Genomic DNA, 22,299 nt, shown 5'->3' with positions numbered 1-22,299 from the left:
AAACTCGTTAACCCACAGCTTTTATTCTCAGTTTTGATGCTTAATGTGCCGCTTTACGTTTCGAGAATTTCTCAACCATGCTCATGACGACAATAAAGAAAATCGGTACAAAAATAACAGCTAGAATTGTTGCGCTGATCATGCCGCCAAAGACGCCTGTACCAATCGCTTTTTGAGTTTCAGAACTAGCGCCACTGGCAATGACTAAAGGAATAACGCCACAGGTAAATGCCAAAGATGTCATTAGGATTGGACGTAAGCGCAATTTAGCGGCTGCAACGGTTGCCTCCACTAAACCCATTCCTTCTTCTCTTAGTGCTTTTGCAAACTCAACAATCAAAATAGCATTCTTTGCAGATAGACCAATAATCGTGATCATGCCGACCTTAAAGAAAATATCATTTGGCATACCACGTAACATTACTGCTAAAAAGGCGCCAATCAACCCTAGAGGGACAACTAGCATCACAGAGAATGGAATTGACCAGCTTTCATAAAGCGCTGCCAAGACAAGGAAAACGACTAACATCGACAACAGTAATAAAAACAAGGTTTGTGATTCCGACTGTTTTTCTTCTAGAGAAATCCCAGTCCACTCATAACCCACACCTTTCGGAAGTTGTTCAATCAAATTTTCCATCTCAGTCATGGCTTGTCCTGAAGATATACCTGCTGCTGGACTGCCAGAAATACTCAATGATGGACGACCGTTGTAACGATTGTATTGTTGTGGGGAATGTTGCCAAATTGGAGTAATTATTTCAGACATTGAAACCAATTTACCGCTTTGACTGTTCACCTTAATCTGAAGAATATCTTCAATACTCATGCGTGATTTGGCATCAAGTTGCACAATGACTTGCTGCATACGGTCATGATTTGGAAAATCATTGATATACATCGAACCCATTGAGGTTGAAATAATATCGGTCACATCACTGAAATTAACACCTAATGCCTGCAATTTATCTCTATCAATTTTAAGCTGTACAGAACTGCCATCTGGCAAACCTTCAGGATAGACCTCCGCCACGATTTTACTTTGTGCTGCTAATGCTAAAAGCTGATCTTGTGCTTCTCTTAAAGCAGGCATGCCAATATTGCCACGATCTAATAATCTCAGTGAAAAACCAGATGAGTTACCCAATTCATCAATTGCTGGTGGTAACACAGACATGGTTTGACCTTCTGAACTTTCAGCCATCGCTATATTGGCATTATTCACGACTTCTTGTGCCGTAATAGTACGCTCTTCGAATGGCAATAGATTGGTAAAATACATCGCTGTATTCTGACCAGATCCACTAAAACCAAAACCTAAGACCGCCATATTGTCTTTAATCCCCGTTTCTTGGTCTAAATAATTTTGAAACTCAGCAACGACTTTACGGGTACGTTCTTGAGTTGCATCCGCAGGAAGTTGAATCGAAGTCATAAACCACCCCTGATCTTCTTCTGGCATAAACGCAGTCGGAACGTGTTTAAAACTAAAAATCAGCACAATGACAATGCCTAAGAAACATAACATTGCGAGGGTTTTATGTTTAATTACTTTAAATAAACTGCGTTCATAGCGATTGTTCAGCTTCTCAAAACTGCGATCAAACGATGCAAAAACACCCTTTTTCTGATGGTCTTGATCAATCGGTTTTAACATCGTTGCACATAACGCAGGGGTTAATGTCAGTGCAAGGAAAGCTGAGAATAAAATTGAAACCGACATGGTAATGGTGAACTGACGATAGATAATCCCCACTGAGCCTGACGCCAATGCCATCGGCAAGAATACAGCGGCTAACACTAAGGTGATGCCAATAATCGGATTGGTAATTTCCTTCATGGCTTTAGATGTGGCTTCAACTGGAGATAAGCCTTCTGTCGCCATAATGCGTTCAACATTCTCAATGACCACAATCGCATCATCGACAATAATCCCGATCGCAAGCACCATACCGAACATGGTCAGCACATTAATCGAAAAACCAGCAAGCAGCATGACTGAGAATGTGCCAAGCAATGCAATCGGTGCAACAATCGCCGGAATTAAGGTGTATCGAACATTGTGTAAAAAGATAAACATGACAATAAAAACTAATGCCATAGCTTCAAGCAATGTCATGATTACTTTTTCAATCGAGATTTTTACAAAAGGTGCAGTGTCGTAAGGTATAGAGAATTTCATACCATCAGGCAGTGCTGAACCTAACTGTTCAATTTTCGCTTTAACACCTTCTGCAGTCTTGACAGCGTTGGCACCAGGACTCATTTGTATCGCCACAGCTGTAGAGGCTTTGCCATTTTCTAAAATCGCAAAGTTATACATCTGTGCCCCGATTTCGACACGAGCGACATCCGACAGTCGAACATTGGCGCCATTTTGTTGAGCACGTAAACTAATTTTCTTGAATTGCTCTACAGTTTCTAATTGACCTTGAGCAGTTAAAGGAATAGTAATTTGTTGCCCCGTCAAAGCAGGAACATCACCAATACGACCTGGTGATATCGGCAAGTTTTGGTTTTGGATGGCTGTATTCACATCTTGAATACTCAATCCATAAGAAACCAAACGATCTGGATCGACCCAAATCCGCATGGCTTTTTCAGCACCAAAATTTTGGACTTTACCAACACCGTCAACCCGCTTTAATTCTTCAATCACATAGCGAGTCATATAGTCACTGACATCAATTTCACTATATTTGCCATTCGGTGAACTTAAGCCCACCATCATTAAAAAACCAGACGACGCAGCATCGACCATCAGCCCTTGTTGTCGCACTGTTTGAGGTAAGCGTGACTCAATGGCTTTAATTTTGTTTTGCACATCAATTTGTGCAAGTTCTACATCTGTACCTGGTTTAAATGTTGCGGTGATTGTTGCTGTTCCAGAACTATCTGAACTTGAACTGTAATAAAGTAAGTTTTTGACACCTGACATTTCCCGCTCAATCAAGGTCACAACACTATCATTCAATGTTTTTGGCGTAGCACCTGGATAGATTGCCGTAATACTAATCTGTGGTGGCGCAACACTTGGGAATCGTGCAATAGGTAACTTGGGGATGCTTAGTACACCCAACAGAATAATAAATAAAGCAATCACCCATGCAAAAATAGGACGCCTAATGAAAAATTGGGACATTATTGCTGTCCTCCATTTTCCTTAATATTTGTAGGTTGCCACTGCTTAATTTTTAATTTTTGCTCAGGCTGTATACGATCAGCCCCTTCAACAATGACTTTCTCACCTGCTTGTAACCCTTGTTTGATCACATAGTTATTTTGATAACGTTGACCAAGCTGAACAGGCTTGCTTTGCGCTAAACCTTTTTGATTAACAATCGTAACATTGGCTTTACCACTAATATCATGTTGAATCGCTTGTTCTGGAACTAGGAGCGCATTTTCAACTTGAGCTCGGCTCATATTGACTCGAACATACATGCCTGGCAAAAGTTTTTGATTTTCATTATTGGCTAAAATACGGATTGTGACATCACCCGTATCAGGATCAACTTTAGTATCCGAAAATAGGATTTCACCTGTAACGTTATAAGGTTTACCCTGACTATTTAGGATTTCAACCGTATGTTTGGTATTTGACACGTCACCTTGCTGTAAAGCTTCCTGTAGTTTTTCATAATCACTAATTGATTGCTTTACATCAACATAGACTTTATTAATCTGTTGTATTACGGCCATTGCATTAGTATCACCTTGACCAACTAATGCACCCTCAGTCACTAAGATTTCACCAATCGTTCCCGAGATAGGGGCTGTAACAGTCGCATATTTAAGATTAAGTTGTTGTCTGCTTAACATGGCTTGCATTTGCGCCACATCGGCTTTTGCTTTTTGATAATCTGCTTCGGTATTGTTGTATTCCTGCTGACTAACCGCATTTACTTTTACTAATTCAGTGTAGCGTTTTAACAGCACCTGCAAACGTGTCACCTCAGCTTGTGCACGGTTTAAAGTGGCTTGATTGCTTTTTACATCTGCCTGAAATATTTCAGAATTCAATTTAAAAAGCGGTTGACCTGCTTGCACATAAGAGCCTTGCTTAAAAAGTACTTTATCAACAATTCCACCTACTTGCGGGCGAATTTCAGCAATACGGTAAGCGACAACACGGCCTGGAAGATTTTCAATTAAATTCATGGAATGCGGTAATACCGTGATGGTACTGACAACCGCTGGTGGCATTTCTGTTGGGGACTGTTCAGCATCTTTGGCTTGTGTACAGCCGATTAAAAGTACAGTTGTAATAAGTATTGAACCTATTAAATGATAATGTGTTGACATGCTTTTTCAGAGGGGGGGTTTTAGATACTACTATTTTGAAATAGCAGTGTTTATGAATTGCTGATGTTGTGTGGAGATTGTGTGGAGATTGTGTGGAGAGATTAAAAGATTTATTTTTTAATGACACGCTTAAACAGCGTGGCTTGTAAATTAGTATAAATAATTTTGTTGTTCTACAATTTTGATCGTATCTTAGTTTTTTCTCATAGTTCATGAACTTTAAAATTCTAAACCAAGACTAATATTTATATAAGCAATTGAAAATACAATACATAGTTTCTTTATACACTTATGAAGTGAACTTTAGGTGAACATAAGTTAAATAGAAATTTTTAATTAGTTCAGCACAAACGTACAATCTTTAAGGCCTATAACTCGATACCGTTCTCTCTTTGATGTTTATTGCTATCTAATTGAGTGAACTCTGTGGAAATATTTCTTTATACATTAAGCGTTATGTATAGCCCAGGCCCTGTAAATTTTATGGGGCTAAATTCTGGCCTTACAGGTCAATTAAAAAAGACTATAGGATTTTACCTAGGCATTGGTTTCGCCATGTTGATCTTATTCGTATTGTTTGGCTATATAGGTGAAGCTGTTATTCCACATGGATTGATTCATTATATTGCTTTAGCGGGTGCAATTTATACATTCTACTTGGCTATAAAAATGATTAGGGCGAATGTAGAAACAACTCAACAGCAAGAAAGCCATCTAACATTCTTAAATGGCTTATTTATTCAGTTATTAAATCCAAAAGCCATTCTCGTCATTCTACCTGTTACGACAATTATGTACCCTGCAGCCAAAATCACAGGAATCATGATCTTGATAGTTTCTTTACTGATTTCACTTGGTGCTGTTGGCGCACCATTCACCTATGCTCTGGTTGGAAAAGTATTAGGCAACAAAATTGCTAATCCTATCTGGTTTAATCGGCTAAATAAGCTGATGGGTATACTCTTGATTTTATCAGGGCTTTTTATGTTCAAAGATTTTCTTAATGGAATAAATCTGCTGTAGGACAAATTAGCCGTTCAAATCGAACGGCTATCTTTTAATATTTATCATTTTCCATTGAGTGGGAGTTAAACCAAATGTTTTTATAAAATGTCTGGTCATATGACTCTGATCAAAAAAGCCTGCATTTAAAGCAGCATTAACAATAGACTCCCCTTGAGCAAGGTAGAACTTAACTGTTTCTAAGCGACGCATGATCATATAACGGTGTGGGCTAGTTCCAAATAATAATCGGAAATCACGAGAAAGGCTCCAGCGGTCACGATCAGCATGTTTCTCTAAATCTGACAAACTTAAGTTTTCATGTGGATACGCCAAAATACACTCACGCGCTCTCTCTGCTGCCTTGTAGTCAAATTTTTTGTTTTGGTTAGATGAAGTATCTGAAATTTCACACAGTGTAGTTGCCAAATCAAATAGAGCATCTTCCTCTTCTAGGGTATCCATATAATTATTTATATTATTTAGAAAGCTATCCATTGCCCTAAACAGGCGAATATCATTACTTAAGCCATGTCTGATAAAAGGCAAAGGTTTACCCTTTAAAATGGTTTGGATCATCGCTGGTTCGATGTAAATCATTCTATAGCGATAGCCATCTAATGTTCCTGATTCACCATCATGCTTTTCATCCGGGTGTAGAACCATAGTCATGCCTGGCAAGCTATGTTGCAATGTACCTTTGTAATGAAAGTTTTGAACTCCGGAAAGAGTCCTGCCAATAGCATAAGTATCATGTCGGTGAGGTTTATAAGCATAATTGGAAAGAAATGCTTCAATTCTTTCTAATTTATGATTTTGAGTGGGGGATCTCACAATCCAATTATTTCCACTGGAGAAATCAGGCATAATTGATGGCCAATTTTTCGTAGATTCTATTGTAGATTATTTTTCACTTTTCCTAAAATTAACATAATACACGTTATACGAAGTTGAAATGAAAAATGGAGCTTAAAGCTCCCTTTTTTACTAGTTTTTTTTAAATTGCTAAGCGTAAATTCAGTGCTTTTACGACTTTAATAACAGTATCAAAGCTTGGATTTACATCGCCAGAAAGTGCTTTATAAAGACTTTCTCGACCTAAACCAGTGTCTCTTGATAATTGAGCCATTCCTTTAGCTTTAGCAATATTACCTAAAGCTTTTGCAATGAATGCCGCATCACCATTAGATTCATCGATACAGGCTTGTAGGTAAGCTTGCATATCTTCTTCTGTTTTAAGATGTTCAGCACTGTCCCATTTGCGAAGTTTGATAGCCATTTACAGCTCCTCCTCTAAATCTTGTGCTAATTGTAGGGCAAGTTTTATATCTTTACTTTGCGTAGACTTGTCTCCGCCTGCTAAAAGAATAACGACCCTTTGCCCTTGCTTACAGTAATAGATCCTGTAGCCAGGTCCAAAGAAGAAACGTAATTCAGAAACACCTTCACCTACTGGTTCAGTATCTCCAAAGTTTCCATCTTCAACCCGATCAATTCGGACTTGTATACGTCTTTTTGCCTGCAGGTCTTTTAACTTAGTAAACCAGTCATCAAAGACTTCAGTGGTATATATTGAGTACATAAGAGTAATGTATCCTATAGGATACATTCATGCAAGAAATAAACTTGAATGTATGGGGCTACAACAGAATTTCGTATAACCACCATTATGTTAAATAGATAGCAGTTGGGAGATTATTTATTCTTTCAATAGACAAAAACTTGCGGAATTTTTCTTAATTTGTAATCCTTGCGGCCAAGGGTGTCTAGCGTAGCTAAGACAGGTATTCGTTATAGTCGGGCCGCTATAATACGGATGACGAGTGCCTGTATGTTTAACCTAAATATCTTTAACAAGATCTCTAGCGAAGTATTGACCATCAAAAATGATCTTGAGCTGAATTCTGAAAATCAACTGATAACTAAGTATAAGACTTCTACTTCTGAAGATTATAAACAGGCTATTGTTTTGATTTTTAAAGAACGTGGCTATACACGTTTGGAAATAGGTCAATTACTTGGGGAGCCAAAAGCTTCATAAAATACCGATTAAACAAAGCTTGGATATAACATCCAGGCTTTATAAAAAAGTACCTAGCTGTTACCCTTGTCCTGATTTTTTTACTCTAAAACGTTCTTTCATCTTATGACACTTACGCCACCTTAAGTTTATTTATCGTCTTAAATCTGTAAATAACTCATCACTGTCTAGTGATGTGGTGTAGTCGTTTGTGTGTTGTATATATCACATCACTAGCCTATCTGAAAAATTAAAAAACAGGCTATGTTTATGTTATCTAATGTCCGAGAACAGTGGTTCTCTAACATCCGTGGGGATGTACTTGCCGGATTAGTCGTCGGTCTTGCACTCATCCCTGAAGCCATCGCATTTTCAATTATTGCAGGTGTAGATCCTAAAGTTGGTCTATACGCATCCTTCTGTATTGCCGTCGTGATTTCTTTCGTAGGTGGTCGTCCTGCCATGATTTCAGCAGCCACTGGTGCAATGGCGCTGCTTATGGTCACATTGGTCAAAGAGCATGGGCTTGAATATCTGCTGGCAGCAACAATTTTGACAGGCGTGATTCAAATATTGGCAGGCTATTTAAAGCTCGCCAAGTTAATGCGGTTTGTATCTAAATCTGTGGTTATTGGATTCGTAAATGCGTTAGCGATCTTAATTTTCATGGCTCAATTGCCTGAACTGATTAATGTGACCTGGCATGTATATGCTTTTGTTGCTTTAGGTTTAGCAATTATTTATCTATTCCCTCTGGTTCCCAAATTAGGAAAATTACTCCCTTCTCCACTAGTCTGCATCATTGCAATCACATTATTGGCAATCGCTTTAGGAATTGATGTACGGACCGTGGGCGATATGGGGTCTTTACCTGACACACTTCCAATGTTCTTGATTCCAGATATTCCTTTGAATATTGAAACATTGATGATTATTTTGCCTTATTCAGTCGCACTGGCGGCTGTAGGTTTACTTGAATCGATGATGACAGCAACTATCGTGGATGAAATGACTGATACGCCAAGTGATAAATATCAGGAATGTAAGGGACAAGGGATTGCGAATATTGCTTCTGGCTTTATGGGTGGCATGGCCGGTTGTGCAATGATTGGTCAATCTATGATTAACGTAAAATCAGGTGGCCTTACACGCTTATCAACATTCTCTGCGGGCATTTTTCTTCTTATTCTGGTTGTATTTATCAGCGACTGGCTCAAAGTGATTCCAATGGCTGCATTGGTAGCGGTAATGATAATGGTCTCTATCAGTACCTTTGAATGGAGTTCTGTCACTCAGTTAAAAGATAATCCTAAGAGTAGTAATATCGTCATGATTGCGACGGTGATTGTAGTTGTTGCTACGCATAACCTGGCTTTGGGTGTGTTAACAGGCGTATTACTTTCAGCCTTGTTCCTGGCGAATAAACTTGAAAATGATATCCAGGTGACAGCATCTTTTGAAGGAATGGCCCGTTTATATGAGTTGAGAGGTCAGATCTTCTTTAGTTCTTCTGAAAAATTCATGCAAGGTTTTGACTTTAAAGAGGATGTAAAGGAGGTGATTATTGATTTGACCCATTCTCACATTTGGGATGTAACATCAGTCGCCATGCTTGATTCTGTTGTAAATAAATTTCAAAAGAATGGTGCGAATGTCACAGTACGTGGTCTAAATGAAGCCAGTTCGATCATGATTGATAAGTATGGGACACATGCCAGAATTTAAGTTTTAAAAATTCTATATTTATATAGAATTTCTAAAATTAACATAATACACCTTATACGAATCTAAAAATGGGAGCCTTTAGCTCCCATTTTTACTATATTTTTAAAGTTTTAAGCGTGTTGTACTGTGAGTTTTAAGCCTAAAGCATTTACTACACGATTAATCGTATCAAAACGTGGTGCTGAATCCTGACGTAGGGCTTTGTAGAGTGCTTCACGCCCAATCCCTGCTTCTTTAGCGATTTGAGTCATGCCACGAGCTTTAGCAATAACACCAAGTGCATGGGCTAATTCAGCTGGATCATTTTCTTCAAGAACCATATTGAGATACATCACAATGTCTTCTTCAGTTTTGAGCGACTCAGCCATATCAAAACTTGGTAAATCAGCGACTTTAACCATTTTAATCCTCCAATGTTTTCGATAGTTTGACTGCCCGATCGATGTCTTGTTGTTGAGTTGATTTATCTCCACCACCAAGCATTACAATCACAACGTCACCATGTTGGATGTAATACATCCTCCATCCAGAACCGAAGAATTCTCTCATTTCCCAAACGCCATCTTGGAGAGGTTTAATGTCTCCCCAGTTTCCACGTTGAACCTTATCTAATCGACGATTCAGGCGGATACGGGTCATATTGTCTTTAATGCCATCCAACCATTCATCAAATTCTGGAAGACGTTTAATTTCAATCATGAGGATTCCTTATCTTCTCACTATATTGTATTCGATCGAATACAATATGCAAGTAATTTATACGAACATCCATTAATTTCGTATAACACCATTATGTTAAATACATAATTTTTTTGGTTAAAATTTAAACTTTTTTACTGTTTTTCAGGCAAGATGCATATTTTTTTGAAGCCATACTTTCCTTGTCAGATGTTCAAACATTTTAAGGAGAAAGCAATGACACAAACAGCGAATGATCAACGTGCTACAGTAAAAAATCCTAATAATATTCAACATGCGCAGAATCAGGACAACCGTAGCCGACAATTGAATCCTAATCATAAACCTACGAAATCTAAATAAGGATGAAAACTATGAGCACAGCAGGTTGGCCTAGTACTACTGGAAATCCATCAGGTGGTGGCCGAGACAATAATCCACCTCGTAAATAAAAATTTATTTATCTTGTAATATCAATTCAGAAGGCCAAAGATATTGGCCTTCTGAAGGATATTTCTTCAGGAAGGCTTCCCATATCACGATAAAATCTTCTGATGTAGCTAACGTAGAAACGCTGGCTGTTTTTTGAAAATGTTTATAATAAAAGTCTTGCCAAAAATATATTAACCATAGGCCAGCTATGGCATTAATACTTTCAAACCACTTATCTTCTGGAAGTTCATTTTTCAGGAATAAATAATTCTCTTCTGAGACTTGTTCATAAATTTCATCATTTTTAAACTCACCATAAGGTAGACCTAGGAACTCATAGACTTCATTCAAGTAGCATAGTCTTCTGTTTTCTCTAACTTTTTTAATTAGTTGTATAAATTCTTTAATTTGTTCATCTTCGAGAGAAGGATCTAACCATTGCTCAAAACCATTAGTTGGAGGAATAGTCTTCAGAATCTCGACTTTATGTCCTTTTGTTGCTTCAAACTTTGCATTTATCTTTAAGATAAATAAAAGAAAATCTGTAAAAGTTTTTGATGGGAAGTATGGTCGTTTATTTTTAAACTTAAACTTTAATGCTTGGTTTAGTGAGATTGATTGGAATCCCCACTTCTTAGAAATTAAATGATCTAAGTGAATTAAAATTAGCAGTATATTGACGCCAGAATTTCTAAGCATCTCATGACTAATAATATTCTTTAAATCACCGTTAAAGCTAAAGTTATTTACCAGAAAATCATGTAGTTTGCAGACATCTTCATATAAAAAATTATTTTTTTCTAATTCTGAAAATAGCTTTATATGCTCATTCCAATAAAAAAAATCGTTATTCTTAATTGGAGAAACCTTTGCACGAATAAACACACAAAAGTTCATTAAATTGGTATAATACAATAAAATCAATCACCTAGCAAAAAACACGACTATGGCATGGAAACAAACAGGGCAACTCTCCCTAGCAGACAGTCTCATTAACGCTCACAAAGCCATCGAAGAATTAGATGAACTACACAACCTAATTGACTGGCAAACTATCGAGCAAACCTTACGCCACGTTCATAGCAGTGAGCGTGGGGAATCTGCCTTTCACCCTGTCATCATGTTTAAAGTATTACTCTTACAAAAACTCTATAACCTATCGGATCCAGCCATGGAAAAACAACTGGCACGAGACTTACTATTTCGTCGCTTTGTTGGCCTATCATTAACGGATGATGTACCCGACCATAGCACCATTTGGCGATACCACAAACACCTAGGTGAGCTTAGACTGATTGAACCATTGTTCAACCAAATCAATGAGCAACTAGCCCAACAAAACATTTTTATCAAAGCGGGCAGTGTCAGCATCATCGATGCCAGTATCGTTGAAGCTAAAAACAAACGACCTAAGAAAGGCAAACACACCGACAATACCCAAGATAACGAAGCCGCCTATGTCAGTAAAAAAGACAGTACAGGTAAAGTAAAAACCACCTACGGCTTTAAAATTCATCTCAACTGTGATGAAGACAGCTTTGTCAAAAAGGTTGAAACTACCCCTGCCAATGTCCATGATTCCCAATGTTTTACCACGCTGTTAACAGATGATGAATCAGCCGTGTATGCTGACAGTGCGTATAAAAGCCAAGCCCATGATGACTACCTTGCCGAGCATGAACCACCGATAAAAAATCATATTCATGATAGAGCATGGCGCAATACACCCTTAACCGAACAGCAAAAACGCAATAATACCCAAAAGAGCCAAACTAGAAACACCGTTGAGCGGGTCTTTGGACATTTTAAACTGCATTATGGGATGAGCAAAGCTCGTCATTTAGGGTTAATGCAATTTCATACCAGCACTTTGCTTGCAAGCATGGTGCATAATTTAAAAACTGCCCTAAGCTTGAAACGAAAATACGGACTCGCCTAGGGTTATTGTGTCTGTTGGTTAGTAAGCTCAGCCAATAGACACAAATTTAACAACCATTTGGAGATTTTATCCATGATTTAGCCATTGTTTTGCTTATTTCATTGCCATTCTTTGTTTTTTTTCGGTTTGGTGGTATGCCTCGAGCAAAGGGGCTGTTTCGTGCAAAGGTCTCTTGGATATAGTTCTAAGATTTTTAAGCAGTATGCAAAATTATAGTTTTCTTCATCTACAGCTAAAGAAGTTGCTGAATTAAGTACGAAAAACCCCATTTCTGAAGCAAATTCGGATTTAATTTTAACTTTAGCTATTTCATCATTTTTAAATGGAACATTAGTATATTTTTTCTCAATTTTACCTAGTTTCTTAGCCAGGTTTTTATCCATATTTTTCAATATTAAACAGTAGAATTCTAAAGGATTCATGGATGCCCTAATTTTTTAAAAAATCTAAAATTAACATAATACACCTTATACGAAATGCGTTTGTAACTCCAAAATAGAAATGTCCGGTTTCTCCAAAGTAAAAATGTCCGCTTTTAGAATATGCGCTTTTGCGATTATCGAAGCGGACGGTTTGATATGTTGGTGTCTATGTCGGATAAAGAACTTAAACGATTGTCGGTCGTGCAGGAAATCTGCGATCAACGCATAACTCAATCCCAGGCTGCTCAGCTACTTCATATTTCAGAACGTCAGATCAGGCGTTTACTGCAAAAATACAAAGCTCAAGGCCCAGCTGCATTAGCCCATGCCGGTCGTGGTCAAACCAGCAATTCCAGGCTTCCTGAAGAACTCAGGCTCAAGTGCCTCAATATGGTTGCTGAGCAATTCCATGGTTTCGGACCCACTTTAGCGCATGAAAAGCTGACTACCATTCATGGATTCGATATTTCAGTGGAAACCCTGCGTTCCTGGATGATTGCAGCCGATTTATGGATTCCTCGCTCCAAACGCCTGAAACGCCCATATCAGCCTCGTTATAACCGGGACTGTTATGGTGAACTGATCCAAATTGATGGCTCACATCATGACTGGTTTGAAGGAAGAGCCCCTAAATGCTGTCTATTGGTGTTTATCGATGACGCCACAGGAAAATTGCAGCACTTACGCTTCTGTGAGTCAGAATCAGCCTTTGACTATATGATTTCAACACGTTTGTATGTTGAGCAGCATGGTAAGCCTTTAGCCTTCTACAGCGATAAACATTCAGTCTTCAGGGTGAATCAAAGCAGCAAGAAAGACACCAAGATTACGCAATTTGGGCGCGTACTCAGCACCCTGAATATCGATATTATCTTCGCTAATTCACCACAGGCCAAAGGCCGTGTAGAACGAGCCAATAGAACGCTTCAGGACCGTCTGATCAAAGAAATGCGCCTGGAAGGCATCTGTTCGATTGAACAAGCGAATGCCTGGCTACCCTGCTTCATTGAGCAATTCAATCAGAAGTTTGCCAAGATGGCCTTTAATCCCAAGGATCTACACCGGACTGTCACTGAAACAGCCGAAGAATTAGATGATATTTTTACCTGGCGTGAACCCCGCAGAGTCACGAATAGCCTGACGATTACTTATGATAAATGCGTATATCTCCTGGAAAACACGGAAGAAAACCAAAGATTGATTAGTAAGTATCTTGAGTTCCTGGAATACCCGGATGGTACAGTCGCGATTGAATATCAGGGAAGAAAAATCAATTACAGCATCTTCGATAAATTAAGTCAGCTTAACCAGCGAGAGATTGTTGAGAATAAACGTTTAGGTGCAGTTCTCAATCATATTCAACAACAGCATGAAGAATTGGAACAGCAAAACAAACGTAATCGTTCTCAATCTATGCCAAGCAGACGTGCACAGAAGACAGTAATCAAAGAACGAAATCTGAATCCTGTGCTTGACTTGGAAATGTCTGTATAGGACATTTCTATTTGGTTTTAAGGTAGGACATTACTACTTAGGAATAACAGCGTTATAATTCTCTATAGAAATCAATGCTGTAGTTTCTAGTTGATAGCCCATCTTCCCCAAGGTGGGCTTTTTTTATGATTTTTCACGTTCCACGCTTATTATTTAATCAAAAGACCTCTTGCGAAAGTATAGTTTATCTAATTTTTGAATTGGCTAAAACCTCATAAAATATAGCTTTTGGCTGCTTAAAATTTGACTAACGCAAGAATTCTAAAGTTTCTCAACTTTGATTAGCTCAAATAAATACCATTTCTCTTTTTCTAGGTCTCTTTAAATCACGAATTATGTAACTATAGAGTATAGCCTAACGGAACAAAATAAAGTCTTAAAAAGCAACTCAAAAACCGTATTTATAGACTTAATATTTAATTTCGGTACAATATGTATTTAATTATCTAAACTCTAACGGTACAGAATGCCTAATCAGGTCGGATATATTCGAGTCAGTTCAACTGAACAAAATACTGAACGTCAATTAGATGGAATCAGCCTGGATAAGACCTTTACTGAAAAGGCAAGCGGTGGTAGCCGTGAACGTCCTCAGTTAAATGCAATGCTCGACTATCTGCGTGAAGGTGATACGGTGCATGTTCATAGTATTGATCGTCTGGCACGTAATACAAATGATCTGAACGAAATTGTGAATAGTCTGAATGATCGTGGTATAACCATTATTTTTCATAAAGAGAATTTGACCTTCAGTCATGATGTAGCACAATCGGCAATAAATAAACTCATGTTTCAGATGCTTGCTGCATTTGCAGAGTTTGAACGCTCCATGATCCGTGAGCGTCAAAAGGAAGGAATTGCAAAAGCCAAAGCGAAGGGCTTATATAAGGGAAGAAAGCGGAAGGTTGACTATGTTGAAATACGAAAAGCAATGGCTGAAGAAAATTCAACATTTAGAGGTGTTGCAGAAAAGTTTAAAGTAGGGATAGCAACAGTACAAAGAGCTTTAAAAGAAGAAACTAATAATCAATAAGGTTGATTAATGAAGACGCTTAGATATTCAAATTTAGAAAAGATCATGACCATTTATACTGAAATTTCTACTTATATTACATTTCATAATGCGACTGGTTTAACAGATATAAATAAATCAATGGAAGATTTTTGAACCGTACCGGGTTTGTCGGAGACCAAGCTTTCTGAGAGAATGTCCCGATGAAAAAAGTAAAATATACCCCTGAAATCAGAGAAAGAGCGGTTCAATTATTGATTGAATCCGAGAAAGATTATCCATCGAATTGGGCTGCGATCACCGCTATTGCTCCCTGAGCAGTATACTGCGCAAGGGTTGTACTCCTGAAACACTACGTGTTTGGTATCAAAAATATTTAGATAAACAAAATCCAGTTAAAGTACAGCAGCTTTCAGACCAAGAACGTATCAAACAACTCGAACGCGAAAATAAAGAACTGCAACGCGCCAATGAAATTCTACATAAAGCAGCCGCTTTTTTCGCCCAGGCGGAGCTCGACCGCCCACACAAATAATGGTGGATTTTATCCATAATAATAAAGAGCTGTACGGAGTCGAGGCGATTTGTAGAATTTTACCGATCGCACCTTCAACCTATTACCGGACTCTAGATCTCTGTGAAAATCCAGAACATCGAGCAAAGCGAGATTTACATGACTTGCATCATGCTGAGGAGATTAAACGAATTTGGAAGGAAAGTTCAGGTCGGTATGGTGTACGTAAAGTCTGGCAAAAACTGAAACGTGAAGGCTATATTATTGCGCGCTGTACTGTTGCTCGATTAATGCAAAAGCTAGGTATAAAAGGTGTTTGGCGTGGTAAGAACAAACAAACCACCCGTAGCCGAGATGATCAAAAACGAGCGGATGACTTGGTAAAACGTAATTTTACTGCTGATCATCCTGACCAACTGTGGGTGAGTGACTTTACGTATATTCAAACAAATTCAGGCTGGGTTTATACTGCATTTATTATTGATGTGTTCTCACGAGCAATTGTTGGATGGAAAGTATCGACACGGATGAATACAGATATGGTGCTCGATGCATTGGAGCAAGCATTTAGGGCGGCAGAGGGGGCTGGAACGCTGAGTGCGCCCATGCCGCATTGCAAAGCAAAAGATAATCGGATAAAATGTAGCAATTCATATTCGTAAGCGTGGAGTAATCAGATGGGAAATTCCAAGTCAGCAGACAAGTAAGCCGCAACAACCAGTATTGTTGTTGCGGCGCTCTGTAAGGCTAGTCTCATCTGATTGCTGACGAGCAGACGTCGCCCGGTATTCCTTAATCGAGGGTTGATTCGTCATGACCACCACACGCCCCGCGTGGGCCTATACGCTGCCGGCAGCACTGCTGCTGATGGCTCCTTTCGACATCCTCGCTTCACTGGCGATGGATATTTATCTCCCTGTCGTTCCAGCGATGCCCGGCATCCTGAACACGACGCCCGCTATGATCCAACTCACGTTGAGCCTCTATATGGTGATGCTCGGCGTGGGCCAGGTGATTTTTGGTCCGCTCTCAGACAGAATCGGGCGACGGCCAATTCTACTTGCGGGCGCAACGGCTTTCGTCATTGCGTCTCTGGGAGCAGCTTGGTCTTCAACTGCACCGGCCTTTGTCGCTTTCCGTCTACTTCAAGCAGTGGGCGCGTCGGCCATGCTGGTGGCGACGTTCGCGACGGTTCGCGACGTTTATGCCAACCGTCCTGAGGGTGTCGTCATCTACGGCCTTTTCAGTTCGATGCTGGCGTTCGTGCCTGCGCTCGGCCCTATCGCCGGAGTATTGATCGGCGAGTTCTTGGGATGGCAGGCGATATTCATTACTTTGGCTATACTGGCGATGCTCGCACTCCTAAATGCGGGTTTCAGGTGGCACGAAACCCGCCCTCTGGATCAAGTCAAGACGCGCCGATCTGTCTTGCCGATCTTCGCGAGTCCGGCTTTTTGGGTTTACACTGTCGGCTTTAGCGCCGGTATGGGCACCTACTTCGTCTTCTTCTCGACGGCTCCCCGTGTGCTCATAGGCCAAGCGGAATATTCCGAGATCGGATTCAGCTTTGCCTTCGCCACTGTCGCGCTTGTAATGATCGTGACAACCCGTTTCGCGAAGTCCTTTGTCGCCAGATGGGGCATCGCAGGATGCGTGGCGCGTGGGATGGCGTTGCTTGTTTGCGGAGCGGTCCTGTTGGGGATCGGCGAACTTTACGGCTCGCCGTCATTCCTCACCTTCATCCTACCGATGTGGGTTGTCGCGGTCGGTATTGTCTTCACGGTGTCCGTTACCGCGAACGGCGCTTTGGCAGAGTTCGACGACATCGCGGGATCAGCGGTCGCGTTCTACTTCTGCGTTCAAAGCCTGATAGTCAGCATTGTCGGGACATTGGCGGTGGCACTTTTAAACGGTGACACAGCGTGGCCCGTGATCTGTTACGCCACGGCGATGGCGGTACTGGTTTCGTTGGGGCTGGTGCTCCTTCGGCTCCGTGGGGCTGCCACCGAGAAGTCGCCAGTCGTCTAACCGACGACTGGTAGCAGGCCCGCTCCGATGCGGCGCACTAACCATCGAAACCTCGTGAATGTCGGTATCCTGTCTGGCAGGATACCGCTCATTTCCCTTGTTCAGTTCATCGCCGTCGCCGAGCATCTGAATTTTCGGCATGCGGCCAAGGCACTTGGTATCAGCCAGTCGAGCGTCAGCGCGCGTGTGAAAGCGCTGGAGGATAACCTTGGTGTCCTGCTATTTGAGCGCCATGCGCGGGGCGTTCGGCTAACAGACGCAGGCAGGCACTTCATGGAGCGTGTCACGGCGGGTGTCGATCAACTCGATCACGCAGTGAAGACCGCAGGCATGACAGCTCAAGGAGAATACGGCCGGCTTCGCATCGGCATCCATGCCTTAATCCCACGCAGCTTTCTCACGGAGCTGATCCGTCATTATCGGGAAGAACATACGGGCATTGAGGTTGAGATCACCGAAGGCACAGCCCGCGATGCGGTGATGCAGCTTCGTGCTGACCAGCTCGACGTGGTGTTCGTCGCGGGCAAGCCCGAGATGCCCGACTGCCATACCCGACCGATCTGGACCGAACCGCTGGTGGCCGTGCTATCGGATGGGCATCGCCTCGCCGGGCAGTCCGCAATCACTTGGTCCGATCTGGTCGGCGAGACTTTCATTGTTCGCTATGGTGGCACCGGCCCGCAGGTCCATGACCATATCGTGCTGCGCCTTGCCGGGCGTTGGCCCGCACCGTCGATCCGGCGCTTTGATGTGGGGCGCGACACGCTGCTATCTATGGTCGGACAAGGCTTCGGCATCACTATCGTCGGCGAGGCAACGTCATTGTTGCCGACGACCGGCATCGTCTTCCTGCCCTTCCTCGATGAACCGGAGCCGGTTGCCTTTACAGCCGTCTGGTCGCCGTTCAATCGCAACTCCGCACTGAAAAATCTACTCAACCTCGCAGGCAAAATGAAGCGTGACGGCGATTCGCCCAATCGTTTCCTGGATGGCACTCGACCGGCACGATAACGGCACAGGCGATCCATCCTATTTGCCGCCGATAGTATCCGGCAGCCCTCCGGCATCCTCTTTCCTGTTGCCCGTCCCGATTTTGCCTACTCTCTGATCGGCTCCGTCTCTTTTGCCGACTGGAGCCTGCATTGCGCGGAGGCCGAATCCTTTGGGGTCAGATCGCCGTAGTCATCACCATCGTTCTGGTGATGACACTGAGAAATTTGACGATAATCAAAATACTGACCTGCAAAGAAGCGCTGCATACGTCGATAAAATGATTGTGGTAAACACTTGATGGGCAAGGCTTTAGATGCAGAAGAAAGATTACATGTTTGCTTTAAAATAATCACAAGCATGATGAGCGCAAAGCACTTTAAATGTGACTTGTTCCATTTTAGAGATTTGTTTAAGATAAGATATAACTCATTGAGATGTGTCATAGTATTCGTCGTTAGAAAACAATTATTGTGACATTATTTCAATGAGTTATCTATTTTTGTCGTGTACAGAGATTATTATAGAAGCCCCCATGAATAAATCGCTCATCATTTTCGGCATCGTCAACATAACCTCGGACAGTTTCTCCGATGGAGGCCGGTATCTGGCGCCAGACGCAGCCATTGCGCAGGCGCGTAAGCTGATGGCCGAGGGGGCAGATGTGATCGACCTCGGTCCGGCATCCAGCAATCCCGACGCCGCGCCTGTTTCGTCCGACACAGAAATCGCGCGTATCGCGCCGGTGCTGGACGCGCTCAAGGCAGATGGCATTCCCGTCTCGCTCGACAGTTATCAACCCGCGACGCAAGCCTATGCCTTGTCGCGTGGTGTGGCCTATCTCAATGATATTCGCGGTTTTCCAGACGCTGCGTTCTATCCGCAATTGGCGAAATCATCTGCCAAACTCGTCGTTATGCATTCGGTGCAAGACGGGCAGGCAGATCGGCGCGAGGCACCCGCTGGCGACATCATGGATCACATTGCGGCGTTCTTTGACGCGCGCATCGCGGCGCTGACGGGTGCCGGTATCAAACGCAACCGCCTTGTCCTTGATCCCGGCATGGGGTTTTTTCTGGGGGCTGCTCCCGAAACCTCGCTCTCGGTGCTGGCGCGGTTCGATGAATTGCGGCTGCGCTTCGATTTGCCGGTGCTTCTGTCTGTTTCGCGCAAATCCTTTCTGCGCGCGCTCACAGGCCGTGGTCCGGGGGATGTCGGGGCCGCGACACTCGCTGCAGAGCTTGCCGCCGCCGCAGGTGGAGCTGACTTCATCCGCACACACGAGCCGCGCCCCTTGCGCGACGGGCTGGCGGTATTGGCGGCGCTGAAAGAAACCGCAAGAATTCGTTAACTGCACATTCGGGATATTTCTCTATATTCGCGGTTCAGCAGGCATGTCCCCTTTGAGGGCGACCCGACGACAGGATAATCGACCTTATGGTGCGCAAATATTTCGGCACAGACGGTATTCGTGGCAAAGCCAACGAAGGCGCGATGACGGCGGAAACCGCCTTGCGCGTCGGCATGGCGGCTGGCCGTGTCTTTCGTCGCGGTGACCACCGCCATCGTGTCGTGATCGGCAAGGATACGCGCCTGTCGGGCTATATGCTTGAACCCGCGCTCACAGCCGGTTTCACCTCGATGGGCATGGACGTATTCCTTTTTGGCCCGCTGCCGACAACGTAATAGGAAGAATAAACGCCCTTTTCACCCAAGTCCAAATTAATTTGCCGATTCCATAATCAGGGTGTATTACAATTCCATAGAGTTTTTCAATCCAGGTGGTTTAGCTGATAACTTAACGATTGATCAGCTTCTTCGTGAAGATTACTCGCCATGGGCGCGCAATAAAAGGATATCTGCCACGTTCAAAGAAGCGCATTTTATTGAAAAATATGGGTCAGGCATCAAACGAATCCAAGAAGGCTTCGCATCCTATGGTCTGCGTCCCCCTGTCTTTGAAAATTTCCAGCACGGTTTTCGAGTTATTGTCTCATCAAAGCTACTTTTCGAATCTAATGAGGGAGTAAGTGAGGGAGTAAATCTACTATTTAATCAGATAAGAACTAATCCAGGAAAGCGTGCACCATTTTTAGTAAACGAGCTATTAGTTCCTGTCAAGATAGTAGAGCGGTGGCTCAAAATCTTAAGAGATGATCATAAAATCGAGTTTCGAGGAGCTCCTAAAAGTGGAGGATACTGGCTAAAATAGAAATCAATGATACTCTTAAGTGGCACCAATCGAACTCCTATTTTAGCATTTAAAAAAGTATCCTCACATCATTTTATTGAACAATACCTAAGGCTGCTCTGGCGGCATTGATATGATTATCGTCGTTGCACTCTACCGCAAAAGCGCCATATGCTAATGGAGCTGCAGCAGCCCTCTCTATAGATTGTTCGTAGAGCCTATCCCATATCGTTCCGCCTTGTTTAGCATACTCCGTTATCAAACTCTTCAGGCTATCCTCTCCAAAAACCGATACGTGACCAGAAAAGTCCAGTGCAGGATCACCCATATGCGCAGTAGACCAATCTATGATACCAGAGGTCTTACCTTCCTTCGAGGTTAAGACATGCCCTGCATAGAGATCGCCATGGATGAAACAAGTGAATTCAGGCCACAAAGGGTCATTGTCCAACCATCTACGGTATCTGTTTTCCAACGGCTCGCTGATACCTATCTCAGATTTCACCAAGTGGATACGGTCAGCTATTTCGGTCCTCAATTCACTTGGAGTCATTATTTTCAAGTTGCTCTTTCTCACATCGTCAGCTGTAATACGATGTAATTCGGCCAATGATTTTGCCAGAGACTCCACATAAGCTATGCTATCGCGATCTATGTTCCAAGAAACCTCATGTGTTATCGCATCGAATGTCAGAGCAGGCGCATCCTCCAGTAAAGGGTAGGCTATTAGGCGCTCCGATACAATTTTCCAATCAGGGACATTGATCGACAGGTTTCTTTTGGCTAAATCCAATATTCTACTTTCATTTTCGATTTGTTCAAGCATATCGCTTCTTCGAGGTATACGGAGTACCCAGTTCTCACCGTTTACTTCCTTTACAAAGGCAACTCTAAAGTCGATGCCCATCTCATTGACGCTCATCTCTTCCGAAATTCTCAGCCCATGCTCTAGGGCTAATGTTTGCATATCTTCGATTGTCATTTCTATACTGTTTTCTTTTATTAAATTGGTACCAGTTCCCCCGACAGGACATTCTGAATGTCATATACAGGTGTAACACTTTACCCATATTCTTTTCGTATGGATAACACTTCCCATCAGGGAACAAAAATCTGATACATGAATTAATTGTGAGACAGTAGACCTACTGTCGCATTGAAGCCATCTCGGCGACTATTTGATTAGGAAAACCAAGGCTTTGCCATCATAGCCTTATCATAGAAGTATAACATAGTTGTAAAGATAGAAAATTATTTTTTATTCATCCATGATGTTATTATTTTATAATAACATCATCTAAACATGTCCTGTCGCTCTTTTGTGCTGTGATATTTCATACCTATTAACTGCTTTCGTTTGAATTATACGACGTTCTACTCACAATAGGGCAAGGGTTACTCATTCCGTAGGATGCGGTTCACGTATAGGAAGAATAAACGCCCTTTTCACCCAAGTCCAACAGCTTTGGACCGCAGTTGACTCTTTCGACACCCCTGCGATGCAACCCAATCCGGCTGACGGGGAGCCAGCAACGCTGAAAATTTAC

Annotated in this window: 22 protein-coding genes, 3 pseudogenes and 1 other annotated feature; of the genes and pseudogenes, 14 read left to right on the top strand and 11 right to left on the bottom strand. The window is 42.0% G+C overall.

Translation table 11 applies throughout. The annotated features are described in order from the left end of the window. Positions 1-40 precede the first annotated feature (40 nt). Both FTU70_RS02805 and FTU70_RS02800 read right to left on the bottom strand, forming a co-directional pair. Entirely contained in the window at positions 41-3,145 is a 3,105-nt protein-coding gene (locus FTU70_RS02805; RefSeq protein ID WP_270915313.1) for a multidrug efflux RND transporter permease subunit, read from the bottom strand. After that, positions 3,142-4,305, bottom strand: a complete 1,164-nt coding sequence (locus FTU70_RS02800; protein WP_032073150.1) for an efflux RND transporter periplasmic adaptor subunit — start codon at positions 4,303-4,305, stop codon at positions 3,142-3,144. Before FTU70_RS02800 ends, FTU70_RS02805 begins: the two co-directional genes overlap by 4 nt. Positions 4,306-4,731: 426 nt before the next feature. Here FTU70_RS02800 and FTU70_RS02795 point away from each other — a divergent pair, with 426 nt between their 5' ends. Beyond that, positions 4,732-5,328, top strand: coding sequence for a LysE family translocator (locus tag FTU70_RS02795; RefSeq protein ID WP_074163998.1), 597 nt, complete (start codon positions 4,732-4,734; stop codon positions 5,326-5,328). Positions 5,329-5,355: 27 nt separating this feature from the next. Here FTU70_RS02795 and FTU70_RS02790 read toward each other — a convergent pair whose 3' ends face one another. The 3 genes from FTU70_RS02790 to FTU70_RS02780 form a co-directional block, all read right to left on the bottom strand. Further along, positions 5,356-6,174 carry an AraC family transcriptional regulator gene (locus tag FTU70_RS02790; RefSeq protein ID WP_032073151.1) on the bottom strand — a complete coding sequence of 273 codons (819 nt, stop codon included), beginning with the start codon at positions 6,172-6,174 and terminating at the stop codon, positions 5,356-5,358. Positions 6,175-6,304: 130 nt separating this feature from the next. Next, positions 6,305-6,586, bottom strand: coding sequence for an addiction module antidote protein (locus FTU70_RS02785; protein WP_000985610.1), 282 nt, complete (start codon positions 6,584-6,586; stop codon positions 6,305-6,307). Then, entirely contained in the window at positions 6,587-6,889 is a 303-nt protein-coding gene (locus tag FTU70_RS02780; RefSeq protein ID WP_154320144.1) for a type II toxin-antitoxin system RelE/ParE family toxin, read from the bottom strand. A gap of 249 nt (positions 6,890-7,138) precedes the next feature. Between FTU70_RS02780 and FTU70_RS02775 the strand changes: the two genes are divergently transcribed. Continuing rightward, entirely contained in the window at positions 7,139-7,348 is a 210-nt protein-coding gene (locus tag FTU70_RS02775; protein WP_004976362.1) for a hypothetical protein, read from the top strand. Positions 7,349-7,597: 249 nt separating this feature from the next. Continuing rightward, positions 7,598-9,052 (top strand): SulP family inorganic anion transporter, encoded by a 1,455-nt coding sequence (locus FTU70_RS02770; RefSeq protein ID WP_026438532.1) that lies wholly within the window; start codon positions 7,598-7,600, stop codon positions 9,050-9,052. 110 nt (positions 9,053-9,162) lie between these two features. Here the strand turns inward: FTU70_RS02770 and FTU70_RS02765 are convergent, their stop codons facing one another. Both FTU70_RS02765 and FTU70_RS02760 read right to left on the bottom strand, forming a co-directional pair. Further along, a complete protein-coding gene (locus FTU70_RS02765; protein WP_004969304.1) occupies positions 9,163-9,453 on the bottom strand; it encodes an addiction module antidote protein in 291 nt (96 codons plus the stop codon). A gap of 1 nt (position 9,454) precedes the next feature. Further along, entirely contained in the window at positions 9,455-9,751 is a 297-nt protein-coding gene (locus FTU70_RS02760; RefSeq protein WP_004647749.1) for a type II toxin-antitoxin system RelE/ParE family toxin, read from the bottom strand. A gap of 216 nt (positions 9,752-9,967) precedes the next feature. On the opposite strand from FTU70_RS02760, the gene FTU70_RS14295 reads away from it, so the two are divergent. Next, entirely contained in the window at positions 9,968-10,093 is a 126-nt protein-coding gene (locus tag FTU70_RS14295) for a hypothetical protein (protein WP_004969301.1), read from the top strand. A 93-nt stretch (positions 10,094-10,186) separates the two neighbouring features. Here the strand turns inward: FTU70_RS14295 and FTU70_RS02755 are convergent, their stop codons facing one another. Continuing rightward, complete coding sequence (locus FTU70_RS02755; protein ID WP_180059985.1) at positions 10,187-11,047, bottom strand: hypothetical protein; 861 nt, start codon at positions 11,045-11,047, stop codon at positions 10,187-10,189. Between the two features lie 61 nt (positions 11,048-11,108). On the opposite strand from FTU70_RS02755, the gene FTU70_RS02750 reads away from it, so the two are divergent. Beyond that, positions 11,109-12,101, top strand: a complete 993-nt coding sequence (locus tag FTU70_RS02750; protein WP_005028482.1) for an IS5-like element ISAba23 family transposase — start codon at positions 11,109-11,111, stop codon at positions 12,099-12,101. Positions 12,102-12,199: 98 nt separating this feature from the next. Here the strand turns inward: FTU70_RS02750 and FTU70_RS02745 are convergent, their stop codons facing one another. Beyond that, positions 12,200-12,523 (bottom strand): hypothetical protein, encoded by a 324-nt coding sequence (locus FTU70_RS02745; RefSeq protein WP_180059983.1) that lies wholly within the window; start codon positions 12,521-12,523, stop codon positions 12,200-12,202. 168 nt (positions 12,524-12,691) lie between these two features. Here FTU70_RS02745 and FTU70_RS02740 point away from each other — a divergent pair, with 168 nt between their 5' ends. The 6 genes and pseudogenes from FTU70_RS02740 (at position 12,692) to FTU70_RS02720 (ending at position 18,582) form a co-directional block, all read left to right on the top strand. After that, positions 12,692-14,017 (top strand): ISNCY family transposase, encoded by a 1,326-nt coding sequence (locus FTU70_RS02740; RefSeq protein WP_179989167.1) that lies wholly within the window; start codon positions 12,692-12,694, stop codon positions 14,015-14,017. Positions 14,018-14,483: 466 nt separating this feature from the next. Then, on the top strand, positions 14,484-15,050 hold the full coding sequence (locus tag FTU70_RS02735) for a recombinase family protein (protein WP_006581699.1): 567 nt from the start codon (positions 14,484-14,486) through the stop codon (positions 15,048-15,050). Between the two features lie 182 nt (positions 15,051-15,232). Continuing rightward, a pseudogene (locus tag FTU70_RS02730) lies at positions 15,233-16,205 on the top strand (IS3 family transposase). Further along, positions 15,522-15,638: a sequence feature (AL1L pseudoknot), on the top strand. (Overlaps the previous pseudogene by 117 nt.) 151 nt (positions 16,206-16,356) lie before the next feature. Then, positions 16,357-17,571 (top strand): chloramphenicol/florfenicol efflux MFS transporter FloR, encoded by a 1,215-nt coding sequence (gene floR / locus FTU70_RS02725; RefSeq protein ID WP_000214122.1) that lies wholly within the window; start codon positions 16,357-16,359, stop codon positions 17,569-17,571. 27 nt (positions 17,572-17,598) lie between these two features. Then, positions 17,599-17,898, top strand: a pseudogene (locus FTU70_RS14405) (LysR family transcriptional regulator); the annotation flags it as partial. A 3-nt stretch (positions 17,899-17,901) separates the two neighbouring features. Further along, positions 17,902-18,582: a LysR family substrate-binding domain-containing protein gene (locus FTU70_RS02720; RefSeq protein WP_109354582.1), complete on the top strand. Its 681-nt coding sequence runs from the start codon at positions 17,902-17,904 to the stop codon at positions 18,580-18,582. A gap of 197 nt (positions 18,583-18,779) precedes the next feature. On the opposite strand, the pseudogene FTU70_RS02715 reads toward FTU70_RS02720, so the two are convergent. Continuing rightward, positions 18,780-19,007 (bottom strand): annotated as a pseudogene (locus FTU70_RS02715) (IS4 family transposase); the annotation flags it as partial. A gap of 89 nt (positions 19,008-19,096) precedes the next feature. Between FTU70_RS02715 and sul2 the strand changes: the two are divergent. From sul2 to FTU70_RS02700, 3 genes are all read left to right on the top strand, one after another. Beyond that, complete coding sequence (sul2, locus tag FTU70_RS02710) at positions 19,097-19,912, top strand: sulfonamide-resistant dihydropteroate synthase Sul2 (protein ID WP_001043260.1); 816 nt, start codon at positions 19,097-19,099, stop codon at positions 19,910-19,912. An 86-nt stretch (positions 19,913-19,998) separates the two neighbouring features. Beyond that, positions 19,999-20,247, top strand: a complete 249-nt coding sequence (locus tag FTU70_RS02705; RefSeq protein WP_071830581.1) for a phosphoglucosamine mutase — start codon at positions 19,999-20,001, stop codon at positions 20,245-20,247. 61 nt (positions 20,248-20,308) lie between these two features. Beyond that, positions 20,309-20,773: an ATP-binding protein gene (locus tag FTU70_RS02700; RefSeq protein WP_071830580.1), complete on the top strand. Its 465-nt coding sequence runs from the start codon at positions 20,309-20,311 to the stop codon at positions 20,771-20,773. 73 nt (positions 20,774-20,846) lie between these two features. On the opposite strand, the gene mph is transcribed toward FTU70_RS02700, so the two are convergent. Then, positions 20,847-21,734 (bottom strand): Mph(E)/Mph(G) family macrolide 2'-phosphotransferase, encoded by an 888-nt coding sequence (gene mph, locus FTU70_RS02695; protein WP_071830579.1) that lies wholly within the window; start codon positions 21,732-21,734, stop codon positions 20,847-20,849. Positions 21,735-22,299: the final 565 nt, after the last annotated feature.

Source organism: Acinetobacter sp. YH12135, assembly GCF_013418565.1.
GTDB classification, from domain to species: domain Bacteria; phylum Pseudomonadota; class Gammaproteobacteria; order Pseudomonadales; family Moraxellaceae; genus Acinetobacter; species Acinetobacter towneri.
This window is presented reverse-complemented; position numbering and strand designations above follow the sequence as displayed.